Genomic DNA, 23201 nt, shown 5'->3' on the forward strand with positions numbered 1-23201 from the left:
ATGACCCTGAATATTGATGATGAGATCGACCCCAGTCGTGAAGACGGCTGGTTTCCGATCAGGGAGGTCGCGCGCCTTACTGGAGTCAATCCGGTCACCCTGCGGGCTTGGGAACGTCGTTACGGGCTGATCGTGCCGCGTCGCACGCCCAAGGGCCATCGGCTCTATGACGACAGTCACGTCAAGCGCATCCAGAGCATTCTCAAGTGGCTCAACCGGGGCGTTGCAGTCGGTCAAGTCAAGCAGTTGCTGGACGCCCGCCAGAGCACCAATCCCACCGAACATAACCAGTGGGCCGGAATGCACGACCAGATGTATCAGGCCGTCACCGACCTTTCCGAGCGACAGCTAGACGACAGCTTCAACCGTGCGCTGTCTCTATATCCACCACTTACCCTGTGCAAGCACCTGCTAATGCCCTTGCTGCTGAGCCTCGAACAACGCTGGACCAGCTCGTTCGGTGCGGAGCTCGAGCGTGGATTGTTCTGTTCATGGCTGCGAACTAAGCTCGGCACCCGCATCTATCACAGCAACCGCCAGCACAACGGCGCTCCGTTGTTGTTAATGACCCTATGCGAGCAGCGCTTCGAGCCGGGCTTGTGGCTCAGCGCCTGGCTGGTCTCCAGCGCCGGTTGCCCTGCCGAGGTAATCGAGTGGTCGGTGCCGCTGGCGGAACTGCCGCTGGCGCTGGAACGGATCAAACCGCGTGGCCTGCTGCTCTATGCCAGCCAGTCGCTGGATAGTGGCTACCTCAAGCGCCAACTGCCGCGCCTGGCCGACCCGCACGGTATGCCGCTGCTGTTGGCAGGGCCTGCAGCCAGCATCCACCTGGCCGAACTGCGCGACGTACCTGGCCTGACCCTCGCCATCGACCCCCTCGCCGCCCTCGAAGTCCTGCAGGATGGGCCGCTGCTTGAAAATCTCAAAGGGTATCGGGAATGAACCAGCTTCTCTGGCTACGCACCGATTTGCGCGTCAGTGACAATAGCGCCTTGGCTGCCGCGATGAGCACCGGTCCGACCGTGGCGCTCTATCTGATTACACCTGGGCAGTGGCTCGCCCATGACGACGCGCCGTGCAAGGTCGATTTCTGGCTACGCAATCTGGCCGAACTGTCGATACGCCTCTCGGAACTGAACGTCCCGCTGCTGATCCGCACCGTTGAAGACTGGCAGGCAGTGCCGGCGGTGATTGTTGATATTTGCCACACCCATGAGATCAGTACCCTGCACGTCAACGACGAGTACGGTGTGAACGAGCAGCGCCGTGACGAGGCGGTCGCCGGAGCGCTGCGAAAAACGCCCACCGACATGCGTCGCCACCTTGATCAGCTGTTGTTTGCACCAGGGACCATCACGACGCTGTCGGGTGGTTACTTCAAGGTCTTCAGCCAGTTCCGAAAGGTGTGTTATGCCCGGCTGACACAGTCACTTCCCGCGTGTCTCCCCGTCCCGGATCGCCAGGCATCGCTGCTGGTTGTCAGCGACTCGGTGCCGCAGGCAGTCGATGGTTTCGCCCAACCCAGCGACTATCTGCGTTCGCTGTGGCCGGCTGGCGAAGACTTCGCCCAACTTCGCCTTGCAAAGTTCGCCGAAGACGACCTGGCGGACTATCAACAACGTCGCGACTTCCCCGCCGAGCCGGGTACCAGCCAAGTTTCCGCCTACCTGGCTGCAGGCGTCATTTCCCCTCGGCAATGCCTGCATGCCGCTTTAAGAGCTAATCGGGGCGAACACGACAGCGGCAATCCCGGTGCGGTCACCTGGATCAATGAACTGCTCTGGCGAGAGTTCTACAAACATGTACTGGTCGGCTATCCACACGTCTCGATGGGCCGGGGGTTCCGGCGAGAAACCGATACCCTGCCCTGGCGTCACGCACCGGATGAGCTGGCGGCCTGGCAGCAGGGCCGTACCGGATTTCCGATCATCGATGCCGCCATGCGCCAATTGCTGGCCACGGGCTGGATGCACAATCGCCTGCGCATGATCGTCGCCATGTTTCTGAGCAAAAACCTGTTGATCGACTGGCGCGAAGGTGAGCGTTGGTTCATGCAGCACCTGATCGATGGCGACCTCGCCGCCAATAATGGCGGATGGCAGTGGAGCGCCTCGACGGGGACCGATTCGGTGCCTTATTTCCGCTTGTTCAACCCGCAAAGTCAGTCGGCCAAATTCGACCCGGACGGCCGGTTCCTGCGGCGTTGGCTGCCCGAGCTGGCGGAATTGGACAAACGCGGAATCCACAACCCGGCGAAGCTGAACGGGCTGTTTTCAGGCGTCGAGTACCCGTCTCCTATCATCGATCTGCCAATGAGCCGTGAGCGTGCGCTTTCAGCATTCAGGCAATTGGGAGAGGTGCTGTGAGCGGCTTTCTGCAGCAGTTTTCGGCCAACTTCGCGCGGCTCGATGTACGCAATCTCGACCGCCTTGCCGAGCTCTATGCCGACAACATCCATTTCACAGACCCGTTGCATGAAATCTGCGGGCTAACCCAGCTGCACGATTATTTTGCAGAGCTGTACGCCGATCTCACGTCACTCGACTTCGAGTTTTTCGCCTTCGACGAGGTGCGGGAAGGCGAAGGTTATCTCCGCTGGGTCATGAGCTTTCGCCATCCCCGCCTCAATCAAGGCCAGCTCATCAGCCTGGAAGGTTGCACCATGCTGCGCTGGAATGCGGCTGGCAAGGTGGTGCGTCATCGCGATTATTTCGACGCAGGCGCCTTGATTTATCAACACGTTCCCGTTGTCGGATCGATGATTCGCTGGTTGCACCGGAGAATCGCATGAGCCCGTCGCAATGCCTTTGGCTGACCAGCGCGAGCCGCGGGCCTGGTCAGGCATTGGCCGGTCAGCAGGGCTTCCCAATGCCCAAGCGCTGGCCAGCAGAACGGGCAGCACGCCAAATCGCCGGCAAGCTTGATCGGCAGCCGCATGGCATCGTCTTTCTGGCGGCGTTTGTCGCCGCACTGCGTTCCACCTCTCTACTACCGGCACGCCTGCAGTACGCACTGGGCCAGCGCATGGCGCGCCGTTGATCAAGGAAAACGGTCATGAAAGTGGCGATCATCGGAGGCGGTATCTCCGGCCTGACGAGCGCGCACCTGCTGCATCGCGAGCACGACATCACCCTGTTCGAGGCAGCTGGCTGGCTTGGCGGACATACGCATACGGTGGACGTCAGTCTGCTGGGTCGGGATTACGCAATCGATACCGGCTTTATCGTATTCAATGAACGGGCCTATCCCAACTTCATCGAACTGATCGAGCGTCTCGGCGTGGCCTTCAAACCGACCGAAATGAGCTTCTCGGTGAGCGATCCGTTATCCGGCCTGGAATACAACGGCAATAACCTAAACAGTCTTTTCGCCCAGCGCAGCAACCTCTTGTCGCCCTCCTTCTGGAACATGGTCCGCGACATTCTGCGCTTCAACAAGGAGAGCCTCGACGACTACGCCAATCAGCGCATAGCCCCGCACGTCACGCTCGGCGAATACCTGCGTTGGGGCGGCTATAGCCAACGTTTGATCGATCACTACATCGTGCCCATGGGGGCTGCAATCTGGTCGATGTCGCTGCATGAAATGCTCGGTTTCCCGCTGCTGTTCTTCGTTCGTTTCTTCAAGAACCACGGGTTACTGCCGGTCAGCCAACGGCCTCGGTGGTATGTGATCGAGGGTGGATCAAGTGCCTATGTCGGACCGCTGACCCAGGGCTTCAGCCAGCGCGTCCGGCTCAACTGCCCGGTATTCGAAGTGAACCGCGATCGCCTGGGCGTGACGGTCGTCAGTGCGCAGGGTGCCGAGCGTTTCGACAAAGTCATCTTTGCCTGTCACAGCGACCAGGCGTTGAGGCTGCTAAACGCACCGACTTCGGCCGAACAGCAGATTCTGGCCGCACTGCGTTATGCCGATAACGACGTGGTGCTGCACACCGATACCCGGCTGTTGCCAAAGCGCCCGCTGGCATGGGCCAGCTGGAACTACCGCCTCGGCAGTCCGGGCGAGCAGCTGGCAGCGGTCACCTACAACATGAACCTACTGCAGGGTATCGAAGCGCCGGAAACGTTTTGCCTCAGCCTGAACCAGACCCGCTTCATCGACCCTTCGCGGATTCTCGGGCGCTACACCTATGCTCATCCGCAATACAGCCTGGACGGAATCGCTGCACAAAATCGCGCCGATGAACTGTGCGGCCCGAATCACAGCTACTTCTGTGGCGCCTACTGGGGTGATGGCTTTCATGAAGACGGCGTGGTCAGTGCGATGCGGGTGGCCGATGCGCTGGGCAACCGGGGTTGAACGCAACTCACACAGCACCCCGAGTCTTCCATGCCACGAACCGGCCATGAGCCGATGAGCGGTCTGAGTTCCAGTTAAAAGCCAGCCGATATAGCGATGCGCGCCCGAGCGCTTTACGAGAGGCATTCGATGAACAGCACGACCTTCACCATGCAAGACTACTACCGCAAGGCCGATCGAATCATGCTCGGCGTGCTGTGGTTTCTCTTCGTATACGCGCTCGGTTTGGCAGCAATGAGCGGCAGCTGGGCACAGGCCATCGTCGTGGGTGGCGGTACCGCGCTCGCGATGACAGTGCTCAACGCACTGATTTCAGGCGAGCGGCTGATGCGCTGCCTCATCGGCGCTGCGTTCATGGTCATGTCAGCGCTGCACATCAACCAGGAGCACGGCATGCTGGAGATGCACTTCGGCATCTTCGCCCTGCTCGCGTTCCTGGTGTATTACCGGGACTGGCTGCCCATCGTCGTGGCTGCTGCGACCATCGCGGTGCATCACCTGGCGTTCTTTGCACTACAGCAGCAAGGTGCCGAGGTGTTCCTGATGCCCCATGGCACCTGGGGTGAAGTCTTCCTGCATGCGTTTTATGTGGTACTTGAGAGTGCCATCCTCATTTATCTGGCGATACGCGGAAACGCCGAAGCGCGCGAAGGCGAAGCGCTGCTGAGCGCTGCGGCCGAGATCACCCGCAACCCTGAACGGATCGACCTCAACCATCGCTCCGCAGCCAGCGGGCCGGTAGGCGAGCGGTTCAATCAGCTGCTTGATCAACTGTCCGAATTGGTCAGTGCGGTGGTAATCGATGCACGCGGGCTCGACGGGACGGCTGGCAGCCTGAGCGCCGCAACCCGGCAAATGCGCGACGGTGCCGATCTACAACTGGGCGAAACCGCACAAATGGTCGATGCAATGCAGCAGATGTCGACCGCCATCGAAGAAGTCGCCGGTCATGCCGATCGGGCGGCACAAGCGGCACAAGCCGCAAACGCGAAGGCGGGACAGGGCCGGCAATCGGTCGCGACCAGCCGTCAGGAAATTGCCCAGCTGGCGCAGCGCATCGACGGAACCGACGAGGTCATGCAAGACCTGGCCGCCCAGTCCGAGCAGATCGGGCGCGTGCTCGAAGTGATCCGTAGCATCGCCGAACAGACCAACCTGCTGGCCTTGAACGCCGCCATCGAGGCCGCTCGGGCCGGGGAACAAGGCCGAGGCTTTGCGGTGGTTGCCGATGAGGTGCGTAACCTCGCGCAGAAAACGGCGACTTCTACTCGCGAGATTCAAGAGATCATCACGCGCCTGCAGCAAAGCAGCCGCAAAGCCGCCGATTCGATGCAGGTCAGCCGGCAGAGCGTGGCCCGTTGCGTCGAAGACAGCCAGCACACGACGGTGCTGCTGGAATCCATGGCACAGGAGATCGAATCCATCAGTCATATGAACGAGCTGATCGCTGCCGCAACCCATGAGCAGACTGCGGTTTCCGCGGATATCGCCAGCCACCTGCAGAGCGTTCAGCAGATCGCCGAGCAGAACGCTGTAGATGCCAGCAAGCTGGAGCAGGACAGCGTTGGCTTGACTGCGCTGGCCTCACGACTGGGCACGCTCAGCGGACGCTTCGCCGTTCGTTCATAAATGACATCAGGGCTTCGGTTGTACACCGGAGCCCGCGGCCTTCCCTGCTATCAGCCCCTTGGGAGTGACTACAGTGCGGAACATCAGCCGTACGAAGCCGCTATCAAACCTCAGGGGCCGGTCATTCCCGAACGGTGCGTGAGTCAAGGATCGCGACGCTTACCTGGTCTCGCCCTCTACGTTTGGCGACATACAAGCTACGGTCCGCAGCATCTACTAACGATGCAGCCGTCTAGCCTATGCCCGCGCCCACAGCGATTACCCACGAGCGTAGCGACGCCGATACTCTGAAACGTTGGAGCTTGAGTAACGAATGGCCTCACTGGCAGTCGCTATGGAGTGACCGTCTTTTTTTTGGCACCTGGGTGCCTTGAATGGTATTGGTCGCTTTCAGCTCAATCGCCGCACAGAGGAGTCAGCTCATGATCCCAGCCTCATTGGTCGACACGCTGCGTAGTGCCAGGCACGTTGTGGTTTTTACAGGCGCAGGCGTGTCGGCAGAAAGCGGTATTCCGACCTTTCGCGACTCACTCACCGGGTTATGGGAGCGTTTCGACGCGGCGTCGCTGGCAACGCCCGAAGCCTTCCTAGCCGATCCGCCTCTGGTCTGGGGTTGGTATGAGTGGCGTCGGATGAAGGTGCTGCAGGCCCAGCCGAACCTTGCGCACGTGGCCATTGCCGAACTGGCCCGCCACGTCCCTCACCTCACGCTTGTCACCCAGAACGTCGACGACCTCCACGAGCGCGCGGGCAGCACCGACGTCATTCACCTGCATGGCAGCCTGCATCAGCCACGTTGTTTCAACTGCGGCGAGCGCCCCGACACACCGCTGGGTATGCCGGACGAGCCCGAAGGTGGACGCCGACTGGAGCCGCCGCGCTGCAATGCCTGCGGCGCAAAGCTGCGCCCCGGCGTCGTCTGGTTTGGCGAAAGCCTGCCGACCGAAGCACTGAATACCGCCTTCGCTGCCGCAGAGACCTGCGATCTGCTCATTTCGGTCGGCACCTCCGGGATGGTCTACCCCGCTGCTGAAGTCCCGGGACTGGCCTGGCGGGCCGGAGCCGTAGTGGTCCACGTCAACCCGCAGCCAAATACCGATCACAGCGAGCGGGAATTTGCGTTGGCAGGGCTCGCTGGTGAGCAGCTGCCACCACTGGTCGAGCTGGCCTTTGGTGACCGCTGAGCGCCGTACCAGCCTGGCTGCAGAGCCACACGCTTCAGGTCAGTGGCGTGACCACCGCCGCCTGATAGGCCGGACGCTCTAGCAGTCGCTCATACCAGCTGCGCAGGTGCGGTAGGTCCGGGCGCTCGATGGGCATCTCGAACCAGGCGTAGGCGAAGCAGCCGAGCGGGATGTCGCCCATGCCGAACGAGACGCCACCCAGATAGGGTTGTTTCGAGAGGGCATGGTCAGCGATAGCCAACAACCTTCCGCACTCGCCGATTGCCATCTGTACTGCTGGCATATCGCGTTGATCCGGCGCAGTGCGCACCATGTTCCAGAACACCGTGCGGAAGGGAGCGGCCAGCGACGAGGTGACCCAGTCCATCCATTTGTCCGCCTCTGCGCGCTCGGCAGGGTCTGCGCTCCAGAGTGTTCCTTCCCCATAACGAGCGGCCAGATAGCGGACTATGGCATTGGACTCCCACAGCACCAACGCGCCGTCTTCCAGGCATGGCACCAGCTGGTTGGGATTCTTGGCGATATAGTCTGCGTCGCTTACGACTCCGAAGGCGCCGCCTGCATCGATTCGTGTGTAGGGAACATCCAGCTCTTCAAGGCACCAGAGCGCCTTCTTCACATTGGTCGAGTTCGCTCGGCCCCAGAGTTTCAACATGCGATTCGCTCCTGTTCTTTAGTCGATCAGTCAACGCTCAACCCTAGCTGTAAATTGCCGCTGCTTAACGGGCCTTACCTTTGTCAGCAAGCAGCCGCGTCGCACCCTGCGCTTTCTGCGTGTACCAGAACACCCGGCTTACACCGCGAGTGATTGCCACGTACGCCAGCCGCAGGTTTTCATCCGCCATGGCCTGGTCATAGCTGTTCCGAAAGAAGCCACTGTAGGCGTACAACGCACTGCGCAGCGGGTGGCGTTCACTCGGCAGGCAGTCATCGACGATGATCGCAACTTCCGCCTGCAGGCCTTTGGCGCGGTGGATGGTGTATGCCTTGACCGGCAGCTTGCGATCCAGCTGCGCCTCGATGGCCCGCAAGGGCTCGTTGCGGCGGCTGAGAACCAGTACGGCATTGCGGTCGGCGTTCGGCAGCCCGGCAACGTGGTCGCACTGGGTCTGGATATCGCGGATCAGATCGGGCAGACGGGTCTTGATATCGAAACGGGTAATCAGTTTCACGCCGTGATCGCCTGGCTGCGTTGGGCGGCTCGCCTTGCTGGCTTTGGCCTGTTTGACCGCAACGCCCGCCAGCACGGCTTCGCCGTCGCGGATTACCGGTTCGATGGAACGATAGTTGGTTTCCAGCATCAACGTCCGACTTTGCTTCGCCCCGCCCTTGGCCGGGAAGTACTTGTCGAAGTCCATGAACAGCTCCGGCGAACTGCCCCGCCAGCCATAGATCGACTGCCAGTCATCACCGATTGCCATCAGGCTGACCGTTTCACCCTGTCTCGCAAGGGTGCCGTGCAACGCCTGCAGCCACTGAACGATCTGTGGCGATATATCCTGAAACTCGTCGATCAGCAGATGGCTGAACGGTGCCAGCGCATCGCCGGAAACCTTGCCACCGCCGTTCAGCTGCTGAGTGAGGGCTTGGAACGCACCGTTGAACGTCATCAAGCCCTGGGCTTCCAGAGCGCTCTGGAAATGCCGCCAGAACAGCTGCAGCACTTCGATGAAGTTACGCTCGGGTTCCTTGCACGCCAGCCGTGTCAGTTGAATCTGGTCGATGCGAATGCCGATGCTTTCGATGAAGCCGGCTTGGACATAAAACGCCTCGAACAACGGCGCTGCACTGTACTCGCCGGTCAGCTTGCAGCCGTCCAAGGGCGCACGCGGAACCGCCCGCCGGGTGCCAGACTCGGGCGGCGGAGCGAGACCTAGCAAGGTATGCACCAGCTCTCGGAAACGTTGGTCTTCGGCGTAACAGCGCTGGTACGCCTCTTTCAGCAACCGCAACTGGCCGGCCCGTAAGCGCGACGCGGTGAGCGGGTTGTCCAGCTCTGTGGGCGAAGCCCCCTTCTCGTCCAGTTGTTCGAACCACTGCGGCTTGCCGAGCAGGTCCTTGGCCAGCACCGCCATGGCCGAGTGGAAGGTACGAACGCACTGACGTGCGCGGGCCGGATCAAAGTCGAAATTCCAGAAGCCCAGCACTCGGATCAATTGCTCGCGCAACTCGGCGCACGAGGCATTGGTGAAGGAAATCACCGTGAGCCGCTCGGGCGGGATGTCCAGATGGCAGAGCATGAACACCACGCGCAACACCAGCGTCGTGGATTTGCCCGAGCCCGCCCCTGCGAATATCCGTGTTGCTGGCGACTCTTCAAGAATCATCGCCCATTGCTCGTCGGACGGCGCTCGGATCACGCCTGCGTCCACCGCCCGCCCTACTCGCAGGCGCATGGCCTGGATTTGTTGCTCGTTCACGCAGAGTTTCGCAGGGCCGTAGATACCGTCACCGGCCGGCTTGCGCGCCTTCGTTCGGGGCTTGGACGCGACCTTGGGCGCGGTACTGGCAGCCGTATCTGCAAGGCGCGTTGGCTTAGCGGCTGACTTGGCTTTCCTGACCTTTTTGCCTGGATGCCCCGACTTGCCGCCGGACTTTACCCCGGCGTCCGGCCAGCGACGCAGAATCAGATCATCTTCAGACTGAACGTACGCAGAGGTACGCGGAAAACAACGCGCGAGCGCACTGGACACCAGCAGCTTGTAGCGCTTGACGGCAGACAGCATGAACAACCAACCGGGGCTAGACAGGTGGCCGATATGGTACGGGTTTTTGCCTTGCGGCTGGGCTCCAGGCGACAAGCCCGCCAAGTGTTCCCGCAGTACCCGGTCAGCTTCGAGTGATTCCGTACTTGCGAAGTTTTCGGTACAGCGTGTTACGGCTGATCCCCAGCTGTTGCGCAGCGCGACTGACGTGCCACTGCCGCGCGTCGAGAACCGCTAACAAGGCCTCGCGCTCGGCCTGACCCAGCGGATCCTGGGCTGGCTCGTGCATCGTTAACGGCGGGTATGCAGGAAGCACAGCCTCAACGTCAGCGCCGCCGATAGAACCGTTTTCAGCCAAGGCAATCAAGGTTCTGAGCACGTTGCGCATCTGCCGAACGTTGCCGGGCCAGTCATAAGAAAGGAGCAGCTGGCGTGCCCTGGCGTCCAGCTGTACGGCCTCCCCCCGTGCTTCCTTCTCGGTAAGGTGATCAAGCAACGCATCACGATCGCTGCGCGCTCGTACCGGTGAAAGCTCCACCGTTAGCCCGTTGAGACGATAGAAAAGGTCTTCGCGAAAGCGCCCTTCGGCGACCAATCCTTGCAGGTCGCGGTGACTGGCGCTGATCAGCCGCACGTCCAGCGGCGTCGGCACGACAGCGCCCAGTGGTAAGACTTGGCGCTCCTCCAATACACGCAGCAACCGGGTTTGCAGGGCCAGCGGCATGTCACCGATCTCATCGAGGAAGAGAATGCCACCGTTGGCCTGCTGTAGCTTGCCCGCCATGCCTTCCTTGCGTGCCCCGGTGAAACTGCCGCCGCGATAGCCGAACAGCTCGCTCTCGATCAGCGTTTCGGGAATAGCGGCGCAGTTAAGCGCAACGAACGGCTTTTGCGCCCGCGAACTGGCGCGATGAAGAGCGGCGGCGAACGCCTCCTTGCCCGTTCCAGTCTCGCCGTGCAGAAGCACCGGCACGTCCCGCTCCATGACCTTGAGCGCTCGTTGAAAGCGGCTTCGCAGCGATGGGTCCTCGAGGCACAACCCCGCTGTTTGTGGTTCCGCGCATTTGCCCCGAGCCGGAATCACGCGCATTTTCGGACCGCGTAGCTGGCCATGCAGCAGCTGGCCGTCCAATGTGCGAAGCGGCCAGCAGGTGCCTGGCTGCGGTGTGGCGCGTTGCAGCAGTTCGTCCAGACGAATATCCAACACCTGCTCCAGCGACATCCCCAGCAAGGCGTTACGACCAGCGCCAAGCAACCCCAGTGCCGTATCGTTGGCGGCGCTTATTCGGCCCCCACCATCGAACGCCAGCAGCCCTTCGCTGAGCAGACCGATGTATTCGGGCTGAGCGTGAAAGCGCAGCAGATAGGCGCCCTCGCAATGCTGCAGAAAGAAGCAGCTTTCGATCAGCTTCGCCGACAGATTGGTCAGCGCCATGGTGTGAAAACGCTGCTGGTGCGACAGCTCTTCGCGCGCCGATGACACGTTCAGTACCGCCAGTAATTCGCCCTGCGGATCGAACACCGGGCTGGCCGAACAGGTCAGCCTGGCATGACGGCCACGAAAGTGTTCGTCACGGCAGATGGTCAAGGCCTGGCGTTCGAGCAGGCACATTCCGACGCCGTTGGTGCCTTCGACCGCCTCGTCCCATACAGCTCCGAGCCACAGGCCGGCGCGCTGGAATTCCGTGCGCTCCGCCTCGCTGGAAACGCTGTCGATCACTACGCCACGCGCGTCCGTCAGCAGGACCGCATGACCAGCGCCGCCCAGTTGCTGATGCAGGCTGTTCATCTGCCAGTGCGCCACACCGACCACCTGCTGCAACCGTTCGCGGTGCTCGCGCAGGCGCGTCTGCTCGACTACGCAGGTTGCACGTGCGCTCGTTGGGTCGAGACGGTGCTGATCCAGGCAACGCCGCCAGGAGCGAGCGATGGCGGGGTCGGAAGCAGGCCCATGGGCCGCGCTCAGTCCTTCACCGAAACTGAGAACCTGATGGGCATGTCGAGCGATGTGCGGTGACGTCATTGTTGTTTTTCTCCGCGCTGATTCATGAGCGGTTTGCGCCAGCATAGGCCAATCAGTCGCGCAGCGCATGCCGTCCCAAACAGGAGACAGACTGCCACAGCGGACTGTGTCAGATCTGATACAGCCACGCTCCGTCAGCGACGTGGTCCGTGCAACAAAGCCGTCTATAACGCGCGTTCCCGATCCCTGGCCCGGCCTTTGCTCTGATCGATGTGGTATCCGGCCACAACAACAATGATCAGGAGAATCCCATGCCCCTTTCGCTTCCCGGCCCTGAACGGGCCATCGACTGACCCAAGCGGACACCACGCGGTTGCGCTCGCAGACTCCAGCTTCAACGCATGCCAACCGGCTTCGTGGGAGCGCTGAACGACTGCACGCTGCATAGATAACAAGAACCTTCGCAAGGACATACCCATGAACATCAGTATCGACTCCATGACCCCTGCCGAGACACCCACTGCCCAGCTCGCCGCTTGGGTCGAACGCCTCGGCCAGCGCCTCGCGCAACGTGACATCGACGGCGCACTCGATCTCTTTGCCGAGGACTGCCATTGGCGGGATCTGGTCCTGTTCAGCTGGAATCTGGTCACGCTCGAGGGCAAGGCCGATATCCGCGACATGCTTGAAGCCCGTCTTGAGGAGACCAAACCGGAGAGCTGGAAAGTCGAAGGTGAAGCGACATTTACTGACGGTGTGCTGGAAGGCTGGATCAGCCTGGAAACCGAAGTCGCGCGCGGCAAAGGTTACGTGCGACTGAAGGACGGCCTGTGCTGGACACTGCTCACCACCATGCGTGAACTCAAGAGTTTCGAGGAGCCGACCGGGCGCCGCAGGCCGATGGGTGCCGAGCACGGCCATGGGCGTGTCGACCGGCGCAACTGGCTGGAAAAGCGCCGCGATGAAGAAGCCGCACTCGGCATCACCGAACAGCCCTATTGCCTGGTGATCGGTGGCGGCCAGGGTGGGCTGGGGCTGGGCGCACGACTCAAGCGACTGGGTGTACCCTCGCTGATCATCGACAAAGCCGAGCGGCCCGGCGACCAATGGCGCGGTCGCTACAAGTCGCTGTGCCTGCATGATCCGGTCTGGTACGACCACATGCCTTATCTGCCGTTTCCGGAACATTGGCCGGTGTTTACACCGAAGGATCAGATCGGCGACTGGCTGGAAATGTATGCCAAGGTCATGGAACTCAACTACTGGGCCAAGACCGAGTGCGTCAGCGCCAGTTTCGATGAAAACGAAGGCCACTGGACCGTTCAGGTGCTGCGCGACGGCAAGCCGCTAACGCTCAAGCCCACGCAGCTGATCCTGGCCACCGGCATGTCAGGTGTGCCCAACGTCCCGGTGTATGCCGGTGCGCAAAGTTTCGCAGGTCAGCAGCACCACTCCAGCCAGCATCCGGGTGGCGATGCCTGGCGCGGCAAGCGCGCCGTGGTCATTGGCGCGAACAACTCGGCACATGACATCTGCGCCGATCTGGTGGAAAACGGCGCTGAGGTAACCATGGTCCAGCGCTCCAGCACTCACATCGTGCGTTCCGACTCGCTGATGGATATCGTCTTCGGCCCGCTCTACTCCGAGGATGCGCTCGAAAGCGGGCTGACCACCGACAAAGCCGACATGCTCTTCGCCTCCATCCCTTACAAGGTTCTACCCGAATTCCATCGCCAGGCCTTCGAGCAGGTAAAAGAGCGCGACAGGGCATTCTACGATCGCCTCGCGGCTGCCGGCTTCATGCTCGACTTCGGTGACGATGAGTCCGGCTTGTTTCTCAAGTACGTGCGTCGCGGCTCGGGGTACTACATCGACGTCGGCGCCTCTGAGCTGATCGCCAATGGCACCATCAAGTTGAAGAGCGGACCAGGGCTGAACGTCGAGCGGATCGAGGCGGACGCCGTGCTGCTCAGCGATGGCAGCCGTTTGCCGGCAGATCTTATCGTCTATGCCACGGGCTACGGTTCGATGAACGGCTGGGCGGCCAAACTGATCTCTCAGGATGTCGCTGACAAGGTCGGCCGTTGCTGGGGACTGGGGTCCGGCACCACCAAGGATCCGGGCCCATACGAAGGCGAACTGCGCAACATGTGGAAGCCCACACAGCAGCAGAACCTTTGGTTCCATGGCGGCAACCTGCACCAGTCGCGGCATTATTCGCTTTACCTGGCCCTGCAGTTGAAGGCCCGATTCGAGGGGCTGGACACTTCGGTCTACAAACTGGCGCCGAGCTACCATTGCGGTTGATTTGAATAGCGGCACGCATACGGGGCCTTCGGGCCCCGTTCTCGTTTCCGTAATCGACAGTTCATCAGATGCATCGCACGCGGCGCATCGTCGAGGTACTAAACAGAACAGTCATCTACGGCGCGCAGTTCCAAGCGCTGCCAAACATAGGTCGTTATGTACAGAATCGGTTTCGCCTGCATGTACCGCCATCCCAGCCACAGCGAATCGCTAAAGGAGCTGGAAGCAATCGAGCGCACTTTCAATCCGCGCGCGACCACGCTGCGCTGGCTCAACAGCGTGTCGCAGGAGGTAGCGCGGGAAAAGCTGAACGACATCATCGAGCACAACCTGGCGGCGCAGGTTCGGCTGATCGATTACGTCAGCACACTGCCGGAGCCGCTGCGCATGCTGCGTCTGAGCAGCGATCTGTTGCCCTTCTACAGCCATCCGGAGGTGGCGGATTTCTATCGCCAGGCGGACGTGCGTAACGCGATCGAAACGGGCTTCGCACAGATCGGCGAGCGAGCCAGAGCCTTGGGCATTCGCCTGTCGCTGCACCCCGGCCAGTATTGTGTGCTGGCTTCGGACAAGCCTCAGGTGGTGGAAAACAGCCTGGCGGAATTTGAGTATCACGCCGACATGATCCGGATGATGGGCTTCGGCCGGCAGTTCCAGGACTTCAAGTGCAACGTGCACATCGCAGGTCGCCTGGGCGTCGAAGGCATTCGTTCGATATGGCCACGGTTATCGCAGGAAGCGCGCCACTGCATCACCTTCGAGAACGAGGAGAAGACCTACGGCGTCGATGATTGCCTGCAGCTCGCCGACCTGGCGCCCGTGGTGCTGGATATCCACCACTGCTGGATCAACGAAGACCGGTATATCGACCCACACGACCCACGCGTGGCGCGCATTATCGACAGCTGGCACGGCGTAAGGCCAACCATGCACTATTCGCAGCCGCCGGAGCGACTGATGGAAATGGGCTTTTCCGCCGATGAGAAAATGGAGATGCCAGCCCTCCTCGAAACGCTGAGCAAGCGCGACCTCTACAGCCACAGCAAGCGCATGTGGAATCGCTGGACCAATCTCTACGCCCGTGAATTCCTCGACCGTTTCGACATGATGTTCGAAGCCAAGGACAAGAATCTCGCCACGTTGGACTATTACCGTGAGTACCTAGAGAGGCGCGCCGCCTAGCGGTCTCCCTGCCGCGTCATGCAGCGGCTGTGATCTCGATTCGCGCAGTGGTTCAGGGCGCCAACTTGAACCACAGCCACACCGCAAATAATACGAGCCCGGCGATGCCTATCGGCTTGGCATGGCGATTCCAGATATCCAATGCTGCTTTGCCCGCCACCGCGATCAACAATGCAAGGCCGTAGTAACGGGCACCCCGGGCGAGACAGGCGGCCGCCAGAAACAGAAAGATCGGGTAGGCGCTGGCGCCCGCCACGAGCACGGCGATCTGGAAGGGGATCGGGATGATGCCAATCGCCAGGATCGCGGTGAACCCATCCTCCCGGAACTGCTGATCAAACGCGTCGTAGGCTTCCTGTCCACCAAACAGTCCAACCAGCGTATCGCCCCACTGATCCATCGCGAATACACCCAGGTAGTAACCCAGCGTGGCGGCCGTGAGATTTCCAGCCAGCGCGACCGTTGCGATCCGCCATTTACGGTCGGCGTGACAGAGCATCCAGGGGATGAGAATCACCTCGATGGGAATCGGGATGAGCAGCGTCTCCATCATGGACGCTACAAACAGCAGCGGCATGGCGTGACGCGACTTATCAAGGCGATCGAGCCAGGCACGTGCGGAGGTCAGGCGGGTTGGGGACATAGAGGTACTACCGGGTTGAATAGGCAGGACGTTGGGTCTGCTGCTGCGCTTATTCATCGGAGTTCCAAGCAGACAACCCGTTCCTGAAACAGTGTGACTTCTCAGGACCGTAACGCCGGCTACGCTGCAGAGAGCCAATACCCTACTCCCCCGCTGCACTTTCCCTACCGCGCCGAGTCAGTATTAATCCAAAGGGGCCGTAATCATTCAGGTACCCCTAAGCCAGTGGTCGTTAGCGTGGTTAGCCAATGAATGAAGATAAATATCGGACCGCTGTAGACGCTGCGGCGATTTATTCAGAGACGGATCTCCGCGGGACCATTACTCATATCAACGATCAATTCTGTGCAATATCTGGCTACACCAAGGGCGAACTGATCGGCACGAACCACCGCCTGCTCAATTCTGGTCAGCACCCTCCCGAATTTTTTCGGACGTTATGGCGCACCATTTCAAGTGGCCATATCTGGAAGGGCGAGATATGCAACCGCCGCAAGGACGGCTCGCTCTACTGGGTCAACAGCACCATCGTCCCGATCAAGGACGACCTGGCGCAACACGTCGAGAAGTACATTTCGATCCGGTTCGATGTGACGGAAAAGCAGGAGTTACTCGAGGCCATGCAGTGGCGTGCGTCCCACGACGTGCTCACTACACTCCCGAACCGGGTGTATCTGCACGACCGGCTGCATCAAGCCATCTCGGCAGCGCAGCGTCATGGCCGGTCGCTTGCGGTATGCATTCTCGATCTCGACGGTTTCAAGGCAGTGAACGACCGCTACGGGCACGCCACGGGCGATTTGCTACTCGTCGAAGTGGCAAACCGGCTGACGCGGGAATTGCGCACGGAAGATCTTCTTGCGCGTCTAGGCGGAGACGAATTCGTGTTGCTGCTGGATCAAGTCGATGAAACGCTGCTTCCTGCCGCGTTGCAGCGCGTCCTGGACGTCATCGCCGTGCCCTTCCACATCGACGGATACGTTATGAAGGTTGCCGGCTCTCTCGGCGTAACCATCTACCCACAGGATAACGAAGGCCCCGATACTTTGTTACGCCATGCTGATCAAGCGATGTACGAAGCCAAGCACGCTTTCGCTTCTTTGACGTGTCGATCAGTCAGAAGACGCAGGCAGCCTTCAAGAACATCGAGTGCGTGAAACATGCGCTGGAGAATGATGAGCTGCGCCTGCACTACCAGCCCAAGGTGAACCTGCGCAACGGCACGGTAATCGGTTTCGAAGCACTGCTGCGGTGGCAGCACCCGGAGCTGGGTCTATTGCCGCCTGACGCGTTCCTACCGGCTGTGGAGCGGACCGATGTCATCATAGATATCGGAGACTGGGTGATGGATCAGACGTTACGCCAGCTACGCATCTGGGCCGCCGACGGACATCATTGGCCGACGAGCGTGAACATCGCGGCGCGGCATTTCCAGCTGCCCAATTTCGTCGATCGCTTGCAGCGCCTGCTGGCCAAACATTCGGATGTCGAACCGCGGTTACTTGATCTCGAGATTGTAGAGTCCACGGCCATCGACAATCTCGAGCACGTCAGCCAATGCCTGATCGACTGCCAGCAGATGGGGGTCACCTTTTCGCTGGATGACTTCGGCACGGGCTTTTCATCACTCAACTATCTCAAGCGATTACCGGCACAAACGATCAAGATCGACAAGTCGTTCGTGCGTGACATTCTTCACGACAAGGAGGACCTCGCTTTATCCGAGGCAATCATCAACCTGTCGCGGACGTTCGAACGAGAAGTGATTGCGGAAGGCGTAGAAACGGACCTGCAAGAGAAAATGCTACTGGGGATGGGCTGCTATCTGGCCCAGGGATACGGTATAGCGCCACCCATGCCGGCAGACCAGGTGTCTGATTGGGCGACCCTTTACGAGTTAACGCACCGATAACGGGTGGCAAACGTACCCGGGATGTTCATCTTGAATGAGTGAATATCCTGCACGAACTCCACCAGCTCGCGCAGGATGGCAGGTGGTCAGGAATTCCTTAGTTGAATGTCATGCTCCCGCCGTCTGGCCAAGATGTCCGCTGCAACGAGTGCAAGTAACGGCAAGACACCGACCTTGAGGCCCAGCTCCCATGATCCAAGGAACCCAATCAGTACCGCTCCTACAACAACGATGGCAGCAACGCAGTGAGCGCAAAAGCGCCACAACTCGAGTGCAACGACCTGAGCATTCTGGTTGTTGGTCATAGTTAGCCCCTCTTTCTTGTTGTAATAAGCTTTGTACAATTTCAGCGTAGCCAGCATAACGGTTCGTGCAAACACATTTTTGTTTCAGGAATGTGTCTAGCTCGCCGGTTCTAGCACCTCTTACCCCTCCCAATGACCGTAATCGCAAGCCATTTCGCGCGTGACGCGCCGAAACGGCCGACTTGCGAATCAGTCGCAACGCCCCCGATTGTTCGACGAGCGGTCTAGATTTCGCCTGACCGTTGCACTCGCCGGAGCCTAGCCGGCGACGATCTGCTCGAGGGCGCCCTGCAAGATATCGATAGTCCGATCGACGTTTTTCAGCTTCTCGAGGCCAAACAGCCCCATGCGGAAGGTCTGGAAGTCCGCAGGCTCATCACACTGCAGCGGGACACCGGCGGCAATCTGCAGACCTTGTGCGGCAAATTTGCTGCCGTTCTTGATGCCAGCATCGTCGGTGTAACAGACCACCACGCCAGGCGCTTCGAACCCAGGGGCAGCCACGCTCTTGAAGCCCTTCTGCGCCAGCAATGATCGGACACGCTGCCCAAGCTCCAGCTGCTGCGCACGAACGGTTTCAAATCCGTAGTCTCGAGTTTCCAGCATGACATCGCGAAAGCGCGCCAAGGCGTCGCTCGGCATGGTGGCGTGATAGGCGTGACCGCCCTGCTCGTAGGCCTGCATGATCTGCAGCCATTTCTTCAGGTCGCAGGCGAAGCTGCTGCTCTGAGTCGCCTCGACGCGTGCCTGGGCAGCCTCGCTGAGCATCACCAGTGCGCAACAGGGTGAAGCGCTCCAGCCTTTTTGAGGCGCGCTGATCAGCACGTCCACGCCGCTCGCCTGCATATCAACCCAGAGCGCACCGGAGGCAATGCAATCAAGTACGAACAGCCCACCCACCGCATGCACGGCGTCGCCGATTGCGCGCAGGTAGTCATCCGGCAGGATGATCCCGGACGAGGTTTCCACATGGGGAGCAAATACCAGGTCCGGCTTGTTGGTGGAAATGCTGGCGACCACTTCATCTATAGGCGGCGGTGTGAACGCAGCTTGCGCAGTCTGATCCAGTGGTCGCGCCTTGAGCACGGTGGACTGCGCCGGAATCCGGCCCATGTCGAATATCTGCGTCCATCGATAGCTGAACCAGCCGTTGCGAATCACCAGGCAGTTGCGGTCGTGGGCCAGCTGACGTGCCACCGCTTCCATTCCAAAGGTGCCGCTGCCCGGCACCACTGCGACTGAGTGGGCGTTGTAGACAGATTTCAGCGTGCTGGAGATGTCGTTCATCACGCTCTGGAACGACCGGGACATGTGGTTCAGCGATCGGTCCGTGTAGACGACCGAGTATTCGATCAGCCCATCGGGATCAACGCGAGGGTATAGCTCCGACATGGAATGACTCCGCAGATAGAGGCCTGACTTTGACCCTGCCCGAAGCTTGAGCGCTTTACAACAACCAAAGCGTCCTCCCAGCTCGGCCGCCTACAGCGAAACGCCTCGAACCCAGTGCCGCTTACATGCAGTTGCCGTTGCCCTGAAACCCCGCGCAACCAGCAACCGAAATTTCAGAATAGTTCAACAAATAAATTACCGTTTATCGGATTACTTCCTTAGCTAGAAGGGAGACAACGTTAACGGTTAATTCAAAAAAATGACGCCATCATCCGCGCAGCCCTTATAACTAAAGGTCTCCAGACCGGCGCGCATGGACAATAGCGTGGCGACTTAATATCAAACTGCTATTAACCGCTGAGATAGTCTATTTATTGGCGCCAATACAAGGTCGCTAAAAGTTTTAGCGATTCGCAAAATAAATTATAAGTACGCAAACGAAACGGGAGCTTTCACAGCCCCGGTCGTTTTACTGATTGGTTCGTTCTGTTTGTGGGATACCGCCTGCCGTTGCAGCGCCGCTTATTGATCAACCTCCCCTTGTCGCTACACCGAAACCTAGTTCGGTGTTCATGATCACGGTGAGCCGATGTTTAACCATTTTCCCCCGAGGCCCAGCAAAGGCCTCATGCCTGCAATGGCCCTGGCCACGCTGTTGGGCTTGTTCCCTGTAGGCGACGCTTACGCTGCTAATGCCGTGGATACGAGCGCGTCGAGCCTGTCTTACTCGGCATTGGTCAATAAGTTCACCAACAGCTACTGGCAGAACGGCTCCTGGCGCGCCTCGGCAGGCGTTTCGGTCGCCGCGACTCAACAGAACATGACAGCGTTTCGAGTCGGCACCTCGGTGCGTACGGCAGATGGGCAGATTCGCACGGTCACCGCGCTCAAACCGGCCAGCGGCGCCCTGACCGTATTCATGAATGGTCCGGTGCTCGACGGCAATCTGGTCGGTTATCCCAACAGGCTCCGCGTGAGCACCGTGGCGAGCACGCTACCCGTGCCAGCCTCGCCGAGCCCCGCGCCGGTTGCCTCGCCGAGCCATGCGGCGCTGATCAACAAATTCACCAACAGCTACTGGCTGAACGGCTCCTGGCGTGCGTCGGCAGGCGTTTCGGTCGCCGCGACCGCACAGAACAAGGCGGCCTTCGTAGTTGGCGCATCGGTACGTACGGCCGACGGTCAGGTGCGCACCATCACCTCGGTAAAGCCCGCCAGCGGCGCCCTTACGGTGTTTATGGATGGCCCAGTGCTCGATGGCAATCGCATTGGTTATCCGAACAAACTCAGCCTGGTAGCGGCTCCGGTCATCCTGCCCGCCGCGCCTTCGGCGCCGATTGCGGAGGTCACGCTGCCGGCAATCGAGCCGGTACGCCTTGTCGGTGTTGCGCTGTCTGGCGCCGCCTTCGGTCCTTCGGTCTTGCCGGGAAAACACGGGACCAATTACATCTATCCAGCCGAGTCCTACTACAAGAAATACGCCGAGCAGGGTTTGAAGCTGGTGCGTCTGCCTTTTCTCTGGGAGCGCATACAGCCGAAGCTGGACACCGAGCTCGACACTGCGCAACTGGCACTGCTCACCCAATCGCTCGACTTTGCCCACAAGCATGGCGTGAAGGTCGTGTTGGACATGCATAACTACTATCGTTACTACCGCCAGCCGATAGGTTCCGAAACGGTATCGATCCAGTCGTTCGCCAATACCTGGAAGCGTATCGCGCTGAAAGTCGGCAAACATCCGGCACTCAGCGGCTACGGTCTGATGAACGAGCCGAACACCAAAGGGCTCTGGCCGCAAGCTGCGCTGGCGGCCGCCAAGGAAATCCGCAAGGTCGACCGCACTAACTGGATCTACGTTGCCGGAGATCGGTTCTCCAGCGCCTGGCACTGGCCGCAATCAAACACCCAGCTCATCGCCGATCCCTGGATGCGCGACCCGAACAATAACCTGATCTTCGAAGCCCACATGTACCTCGACCGGGATACGTCGGGGATGTATGTGGACAAGACCGAAACCTTCGCACCGGAGCTCGGCATCAATCGCGCCAAACCCTTCGTGGACTGGCTGAGGACCAACAACCTGCGCGGCTTCATCGGCGAGATGGGCGTGCCGAAGTATGCGCCCGACGCGATCGTCGCGATGGATAACCTGCTCGGCTATCTGCGCGAGAACTGCGTTCCGCTGACCTACTGGGCCGGTGGTCCATGGTGGGGCAACTACATCCTTGCACTCGACGTAGCGGGCGGCGCGGAGCAGCCGCAGCTAGCGGTGCTGAGAAAGCATGCCGCGACTCCGAACAGCTGCGCAGCCATTGGCGAACCGCTGTAACCTCAAGCGGCCGCTACTCTAACTCTAGCGAAGGCCTGACACGTTTTGCGTGTCAGGCCTTTTTTGTTGGCTCTCCTTACTCAGCGGGCCCGCAGGAGGCCTACACCCTCTCCCCACCTCTTCATCACAAAACAAGCGGAACCAATCAACGCGTAGACGGGACGAATTCGTTATGCCTGCTTACAGCTACCCGAACGGCCGATATGACGTCGCGCCGAATAGCACCGAGGATCGGTCATGACGGAAGAAATCCTGTTGGCAGCGACTGGTCTGCTGGTCGTGCTGACTTTTCTACCACTCTGGAAGAACCCCGTCTGGTGGGTACGCGGGCTCGATTTCCCCCGCTTGCAACTGTGCGTACTCGCCTTTGCATTGCTATTGGCCCAGGCGCTATTGCTGTCTTACGCCAAACCGCTTCAAGTTCTGATCAGTGCTCTGTCGATCCTGTGCCTTGCCTACCAGGCCTGGTGGATCATTCCCTACACCCGTCTGTGGCGTCCCGAGGTAAAGACCGCTGTCCCTGCCCGCGAAAAACCCCGCATACGCGTTATGGCGGCGAACGTCCTGACGCCGAACCGCCAGACCGACAAGCTCAAAGCGCTGGTCCGCGAGCACCGCCCCGATATCTTGGTGACGCTCGAAACTGACCAATGGTGGGAGGATCAACTCGAGGAACTGAGCGATGAATACCCCTACTCCTGCCGGTGCCCGCTGGACAACCTTTACGGCATGCATGTCTGGTCCCGTTTGCCGTTGGAAAATGCGGAAACCCGTTTCCTCGTCGAAGACGATGTGCCGTCGATGCACGCCAAGGTCCGTCTGAATGATCAGTTGGCGATCCGCATGCACTTCCTGCACCCCGCCCCGCCTAGCCCCACGGAAAACGACGAATCAACCGAGCGCGACGTCGAACTGCTGGTAGTAGCCGAGAGCGTTCGGGACGATCTGGAAGACATTCCGGTCATCGTCACCGGCGACCTCAACGATGTAGCCTGGTCACCCAACACACGACTGTTTCGCAAGATCAGCGGATTGCTGGACCCACGCGTCGGTCGCGGTATGGTCAACAGTTTCCACGCTCAGCACTGGTTTCTCCGCTGGCCGCTGGATCACTTGTTTCATAGCCATCACTTCCAGCTGGTACGCATCCAACGCCTGCCCGAGTTCGGTTCCGACCATTTTCCTGTATTGGTCGAATTGCAATATGACCCAGCGCCCGAACAACAGAGCCTGCAGGGCGACGCAGAAGATGAAGATGAGGCGGAGGAAAAGATCCGCAAAGAAGGGGTCAGCGAGTCCGACGTGCCGGAGCCGGAAAAACACTGAACCCAGCGACGCGTGTGCTGGC

At 60.1% G+C, this 23201-nt stretch carries 17 protein-coding genes and 2 pseudogenes; 12 read left to right on the forward strand and 7 right to left on the reverse strand.

Going from position 1 to position 23201, the window contains the following annotated elements; genetic code table 11:
- The 7 genes and pseudogenes from C1896_11960 (at position 1) to C1896_11990 (ending at position 7115) form a co-directional block, all read left to right on the forward strand.
- Positions 1-942 (forward strand): helix-turn-helix-type transcriptional regulator, encoded by a 942-nt coding sequence (locus tag C1896_11960; protein AZZ45543.1) that lies wholly within the window; start codon positions 1-3, stop codon positions 940-942.
- A complete protein-coding gene (locus C1896_11965) occupies positions 939-2366 on the forward strand; it encodes a deoxyribodipyrimidine photo-lyase (protein ID AZZ45544.1) in 1428 nt (475 codons plus the stop codon). The genes C1896_11960 and C1896_11965 overlap by 4 nt, the downstream gene beginning before the upstream one ends.
- Positions 2363-2791: a transcriptional regulator gene (locus C1896_11970; protein AZZ45545.1), complete on the forward strand. Its 429-nt coding sequence runs from the start codon at positions 2363-2365 to the stop codon at positions 2789-2791. Before C1896_11965 ends, C1896_11970 begins: the two co-directional genes overlap by 4 nt.
- Positions 2792-2862: 71 nt before the next feature.
- Positions 2863-3039: pseudogene (locus C1896_11975) on the forward strand (short-chain dehydrogenase).
- Between the two features lie 15 nt (positions 3040-3054).
- Complete coding sequence (locus C1896_11980) at positions 3055-4302, forward strand: FAD-dependent oxidoreductase (GenBank protein ID AZZ45546.1); 1248 nt, start codon at positions 3055-3057, stop codon at positions 4300-4302.
- A 129-nt stretch (positions 4303-4431) separates the two neighbouring features.
- Positions 4432-5931 (forward strand): methyl-accepting chemotaxis protein, encoded by a 1500-nt coding sequence (locus C1896_11985; GenBank protein AZZ45547.1) that lies wholly within the window; start codon positions 4432-4434, stop codon positions 5929-5931.
- A 422-nt stretch (positions 5932-6353) separates the two neighbouring features.
- A complete protein-coding gene (locus C1896_11990; GenBank protein ID AZZ45548.1) occupies positions 6354-7115 on the forward strand; it encodes an NAD-dependent deacylase in 762 nt (253 codons plus the stop codon).
- Between the two features lie 34 nt (positions 7116-7149).
- Here the strand turns inward: C1896_11990 and C1896_11995 are convergent, their stop codons facing one another.
- From C1896_11995 to C1896_12010, 4 genes are all read right to left on the reverse strand, one after another.
- Positions 7150-7770 carry a glutathione S-transferase gene (locus C1896_11995; protein ID AZZ45549.1) on the reverse strand — a complete coding sequence of 207 codons (621 nt, stop codon included), beginning with the start codon at positions 7768-7770 and terminating at the stop codon, positions 7150-7152.
- 64 nt (positions 7771-7834) lie between these two features.
- A complete protein-coding gene (locus tag C1896_12000; GenBank protein AZZ47648.1) occupies positions 7835-9841 on the reverse strand; it encodes a DNA helicase UvrD in 2007 nt (668 codons plus the stop codon).
- A 103-nt stretch (positions 9842-9944) separates the two neighbouring features.
- Positions 9945-11843, reverse strand: coding sequence for a sigma-54-dependent Fis family transcriptional regulator (locus tag C1896_12005; GenBank protein AZZ45550.1), 1899 nt, complete (start codon positions 11841-11843; stop codon positions 9945-9947).
- Between the two features lie 164 nt (positions 11844-12007).
- Positions 12008-12268, reverse strand: a complete 261-nt coding sequence (locus C1896_12010) for a hypothetical protein (protein AZZ45551.1) — start codon at positions 12266-12268, stop codon at positions 12008-12010.
- Between C1896_12010 and C1896_12015 the strand changes: the two genes are divergently transcribed.
- Both C1896_12015 and uvdE read left to right on the forward strand, forming a co-directional pair.
- Positions 12261-14090 (forward strand): FAD-dependent oxidoreductase, encoded by a 1830-nt coding sequence (locus C1896_12015; GenBank protein ID AZZ45552.1) that lies wholly within the window; start codon positions 12261-12263, stop codon positions 14088-14090. The genes C1896_12010 and C1896_12015 overlap by 8 nt on opposite strands.
- A gap of 156 nt (positions 14091-14246) precedes the next feature.
- Positions 14247-15272 carry a UV DNA damage repair endonuclease UvsE gene (gene uvdE / locus C1896_12020; GenBank protein ID AZZ45553.1) on the forward strand — a complete coding sequence of 342 codons (1026 nt, stop codon included), beginning with the start codon at positions 14247-14249 and terminating at the stop codon, positions 15270-15272.
- A 52-nt stretch (positions 15273-15324) separates the two neighbouring features.
- On the opposite strand, the gene C1896_12025 is transcribed toward uvdE, so the two are convergent.
- Positions 15325-15915: an alkaline phosphatase gene (locus C1896_12025; protein AZZ45554.1), complete on the reverse strand. Its 591-nt coding sequence runs from the start codon at positions 15913-15915 to the stop codon at positions 15325-15327.
- A 248-nt stretch (positions 15916-16163) separates the two neighbouring features.
- Here C1896_12025 and C1896_12030 point away from each other — a divergent pair.
- Positions 16164-17827 (forward strand): annotated as a pseudogene (locus tag C1896_12030) (GGDEF domain-containing protein).
- An 86-nt stretch (positions 17828-17913) separates the two neighbouring features.
- Here C1896_12030 and C1896_12035 read toward each other — a convergent pair.
- Complete coding sequence (locus C1896_12035; GenBank protein AZZ47649.1) at positions 17914-18132, reverse strand: hypothetical protein; 219 nt, start codon at positions 18130-18132, stop codon at positions 17914-17916.
- Between the two features lie 258 nt (positions 18133-18390).
- Complete coding sequence (locus tag C1896_12040; GenBank protein ID AZZ45555.1) at positions 18391-19524, reverse strand: aminotransferase; 1134 nt, start codon at positions 19522-19524, stop codon at positions 18391-18393.
- A gap of 628 nt (positions 19525-20152) precedes the next feature.
- Here C1896_12040 and C1896_12045 point away from each other — a divergent pair.
- Both C1896_12045 and C1896_12050 read left to right on the forward strand, forming a co-directional pair.
- Complete coding sequence (locus C1896_12045; GenBank protein ID AZZ45556.1) at positions 20153-21853, forward strand: cellulase; 1701 nt, start codon at positions 20153-20155, stop codon at positions 21851-21853.
- 237 nt (positions 21854-22090) lie between these two features.
- A complete protein-coding gene (locus C1896_12050) occupies positions 22091-23179 on the forward strand; it encodes an endonuclease (GenBank protein ID AZZ45557.1) in 1089 nt (362 codons plus the stop codon).
- The last annotated feature ends 22 nt before the right edge of the window (positions 23180-23201 follow it).

It is taken from the genome of Pseudomonadaceae bacterium SI-3, assembly GCA_004010935.1.
Taxonomy (GTDB): domain Bacteria; phylum Pseudomonadota; class Gammaproteobacteria; order Pseudomonadales; family Pseudomonadaceae; genus Stutzerimonas.

Excerpts from the sequence above, each read along its gene's own strand:
- C1896_12035 (AZZ47649.1), bottom strand. The coding sequence starts at position 18,132 with ATGACCAACAACCAGAATGCTCAGGTCGTTGCACTCGAGTTGTGGCGC.
- C1896_12050 (AZZ45557.1), top strand. The coding sequence starts at position 22,091 with ATGACGGAAGAAATCCTGTTGGCAGCGACTGGTCTGCTGGTCGTGCTG.
- C1896_12015 (AZZ45552.1), top strand. The coding sequence starts at position 12,261 with ATGAACATCAGTATCGACTCCATGACCCCTGCCGAGACACCCACTGCC.
- C1896_12005 (AZZ45550.1), bottom strand. The coding sequence starts at position 11,843 with ATGACGTCACCGCACATCGCTCGACATGCCCATCAGGTTCTCAGTTTC.
- uvdE (AZZ45553.1), top strand. The coding sequence starts at position 14,247 with ATGTACAGAATCGGTTTCGCCTGCATGTACCGCCATCCCAGCCACAGC.
- C1896_11990 (AZZ45548.1), top strand. The coding sequence starts at position 6,354 with ATGATCCCAGCCTCATTGGTCGACACGCTGCGTAGTGCCAGGCACGTT.
- C1896_12040 (AZZ45555.1), bottom strand. The coding sequence starts at position 19,524 with ATGTCGGAGCTATACCCTCGCGTTGATCCCGATGGGCTGATCGAATAC.
- C1896_11965 (AZZ45544.1), top strand. The coding sequence starts at position 939 with ATGAACCAGCTTCTCTGGCTACGCACCGATTTGCGCGTCAGTGACAAT.
- C1896_11980 (AZZ45546.1), top strand. The coding sequence starts at position 3,055 with ATGAAAGTGGCGATCATCGGAGGCGGTATCTCCGGCCTGACGAGCGCG.
- C1896_12010 (AZZ45551.1), bottom strand. The coding sequence starts at position 12,268 with ATGTTCATGGGTATGTCCTTGCGAAGGTTCTTGTTATCTATGCAGCGT.
- C1896_11985 (AZZ45547.1), top strand. The coding sequence starts at position 4,432 with ATGAACAGCACGACCTTCACCATGCAAGACTACTACCGCAAGGCCGAT.
- C1896_11960 (AZZ45543.1), top strand. The coding sequence starts at position 1 with ATGACCCTGAATATTGATGATGAGATCGACCCCAGTCGTGAAGACGGC.
- C1896_11995 (AZZ45549.1), bottom strand. The coding sequence starts at position 7,770 with ATGTTGAAACTCTGGGGCCGAGCGAACTCGACCAATGTGAAGAAGGCG.
- C1896_12000 (AZZ47648.1), bottom strand. The coding sequence starts at position 9,841 with ATGCTGTCTGCCGTCAAGCGCTACAAGCTGCTGGTGTCCAGTGCGCTC.
- C1896_12025 (AZZ45554.1), bottom strand. The coding sequence starts at position 15,915 with ATGTCCCCAACCCGCCTGACCTCCGCACGTGCCTGGCTCGATCGCCTT.
- C1896_12045 (AZZ45556.1), top strand. The coding sequence starts at position 20,153 with ATGCCTGCAATGGCCCTGGCCACGCTGTTGGGCTTGTTCCCTGTAGGC.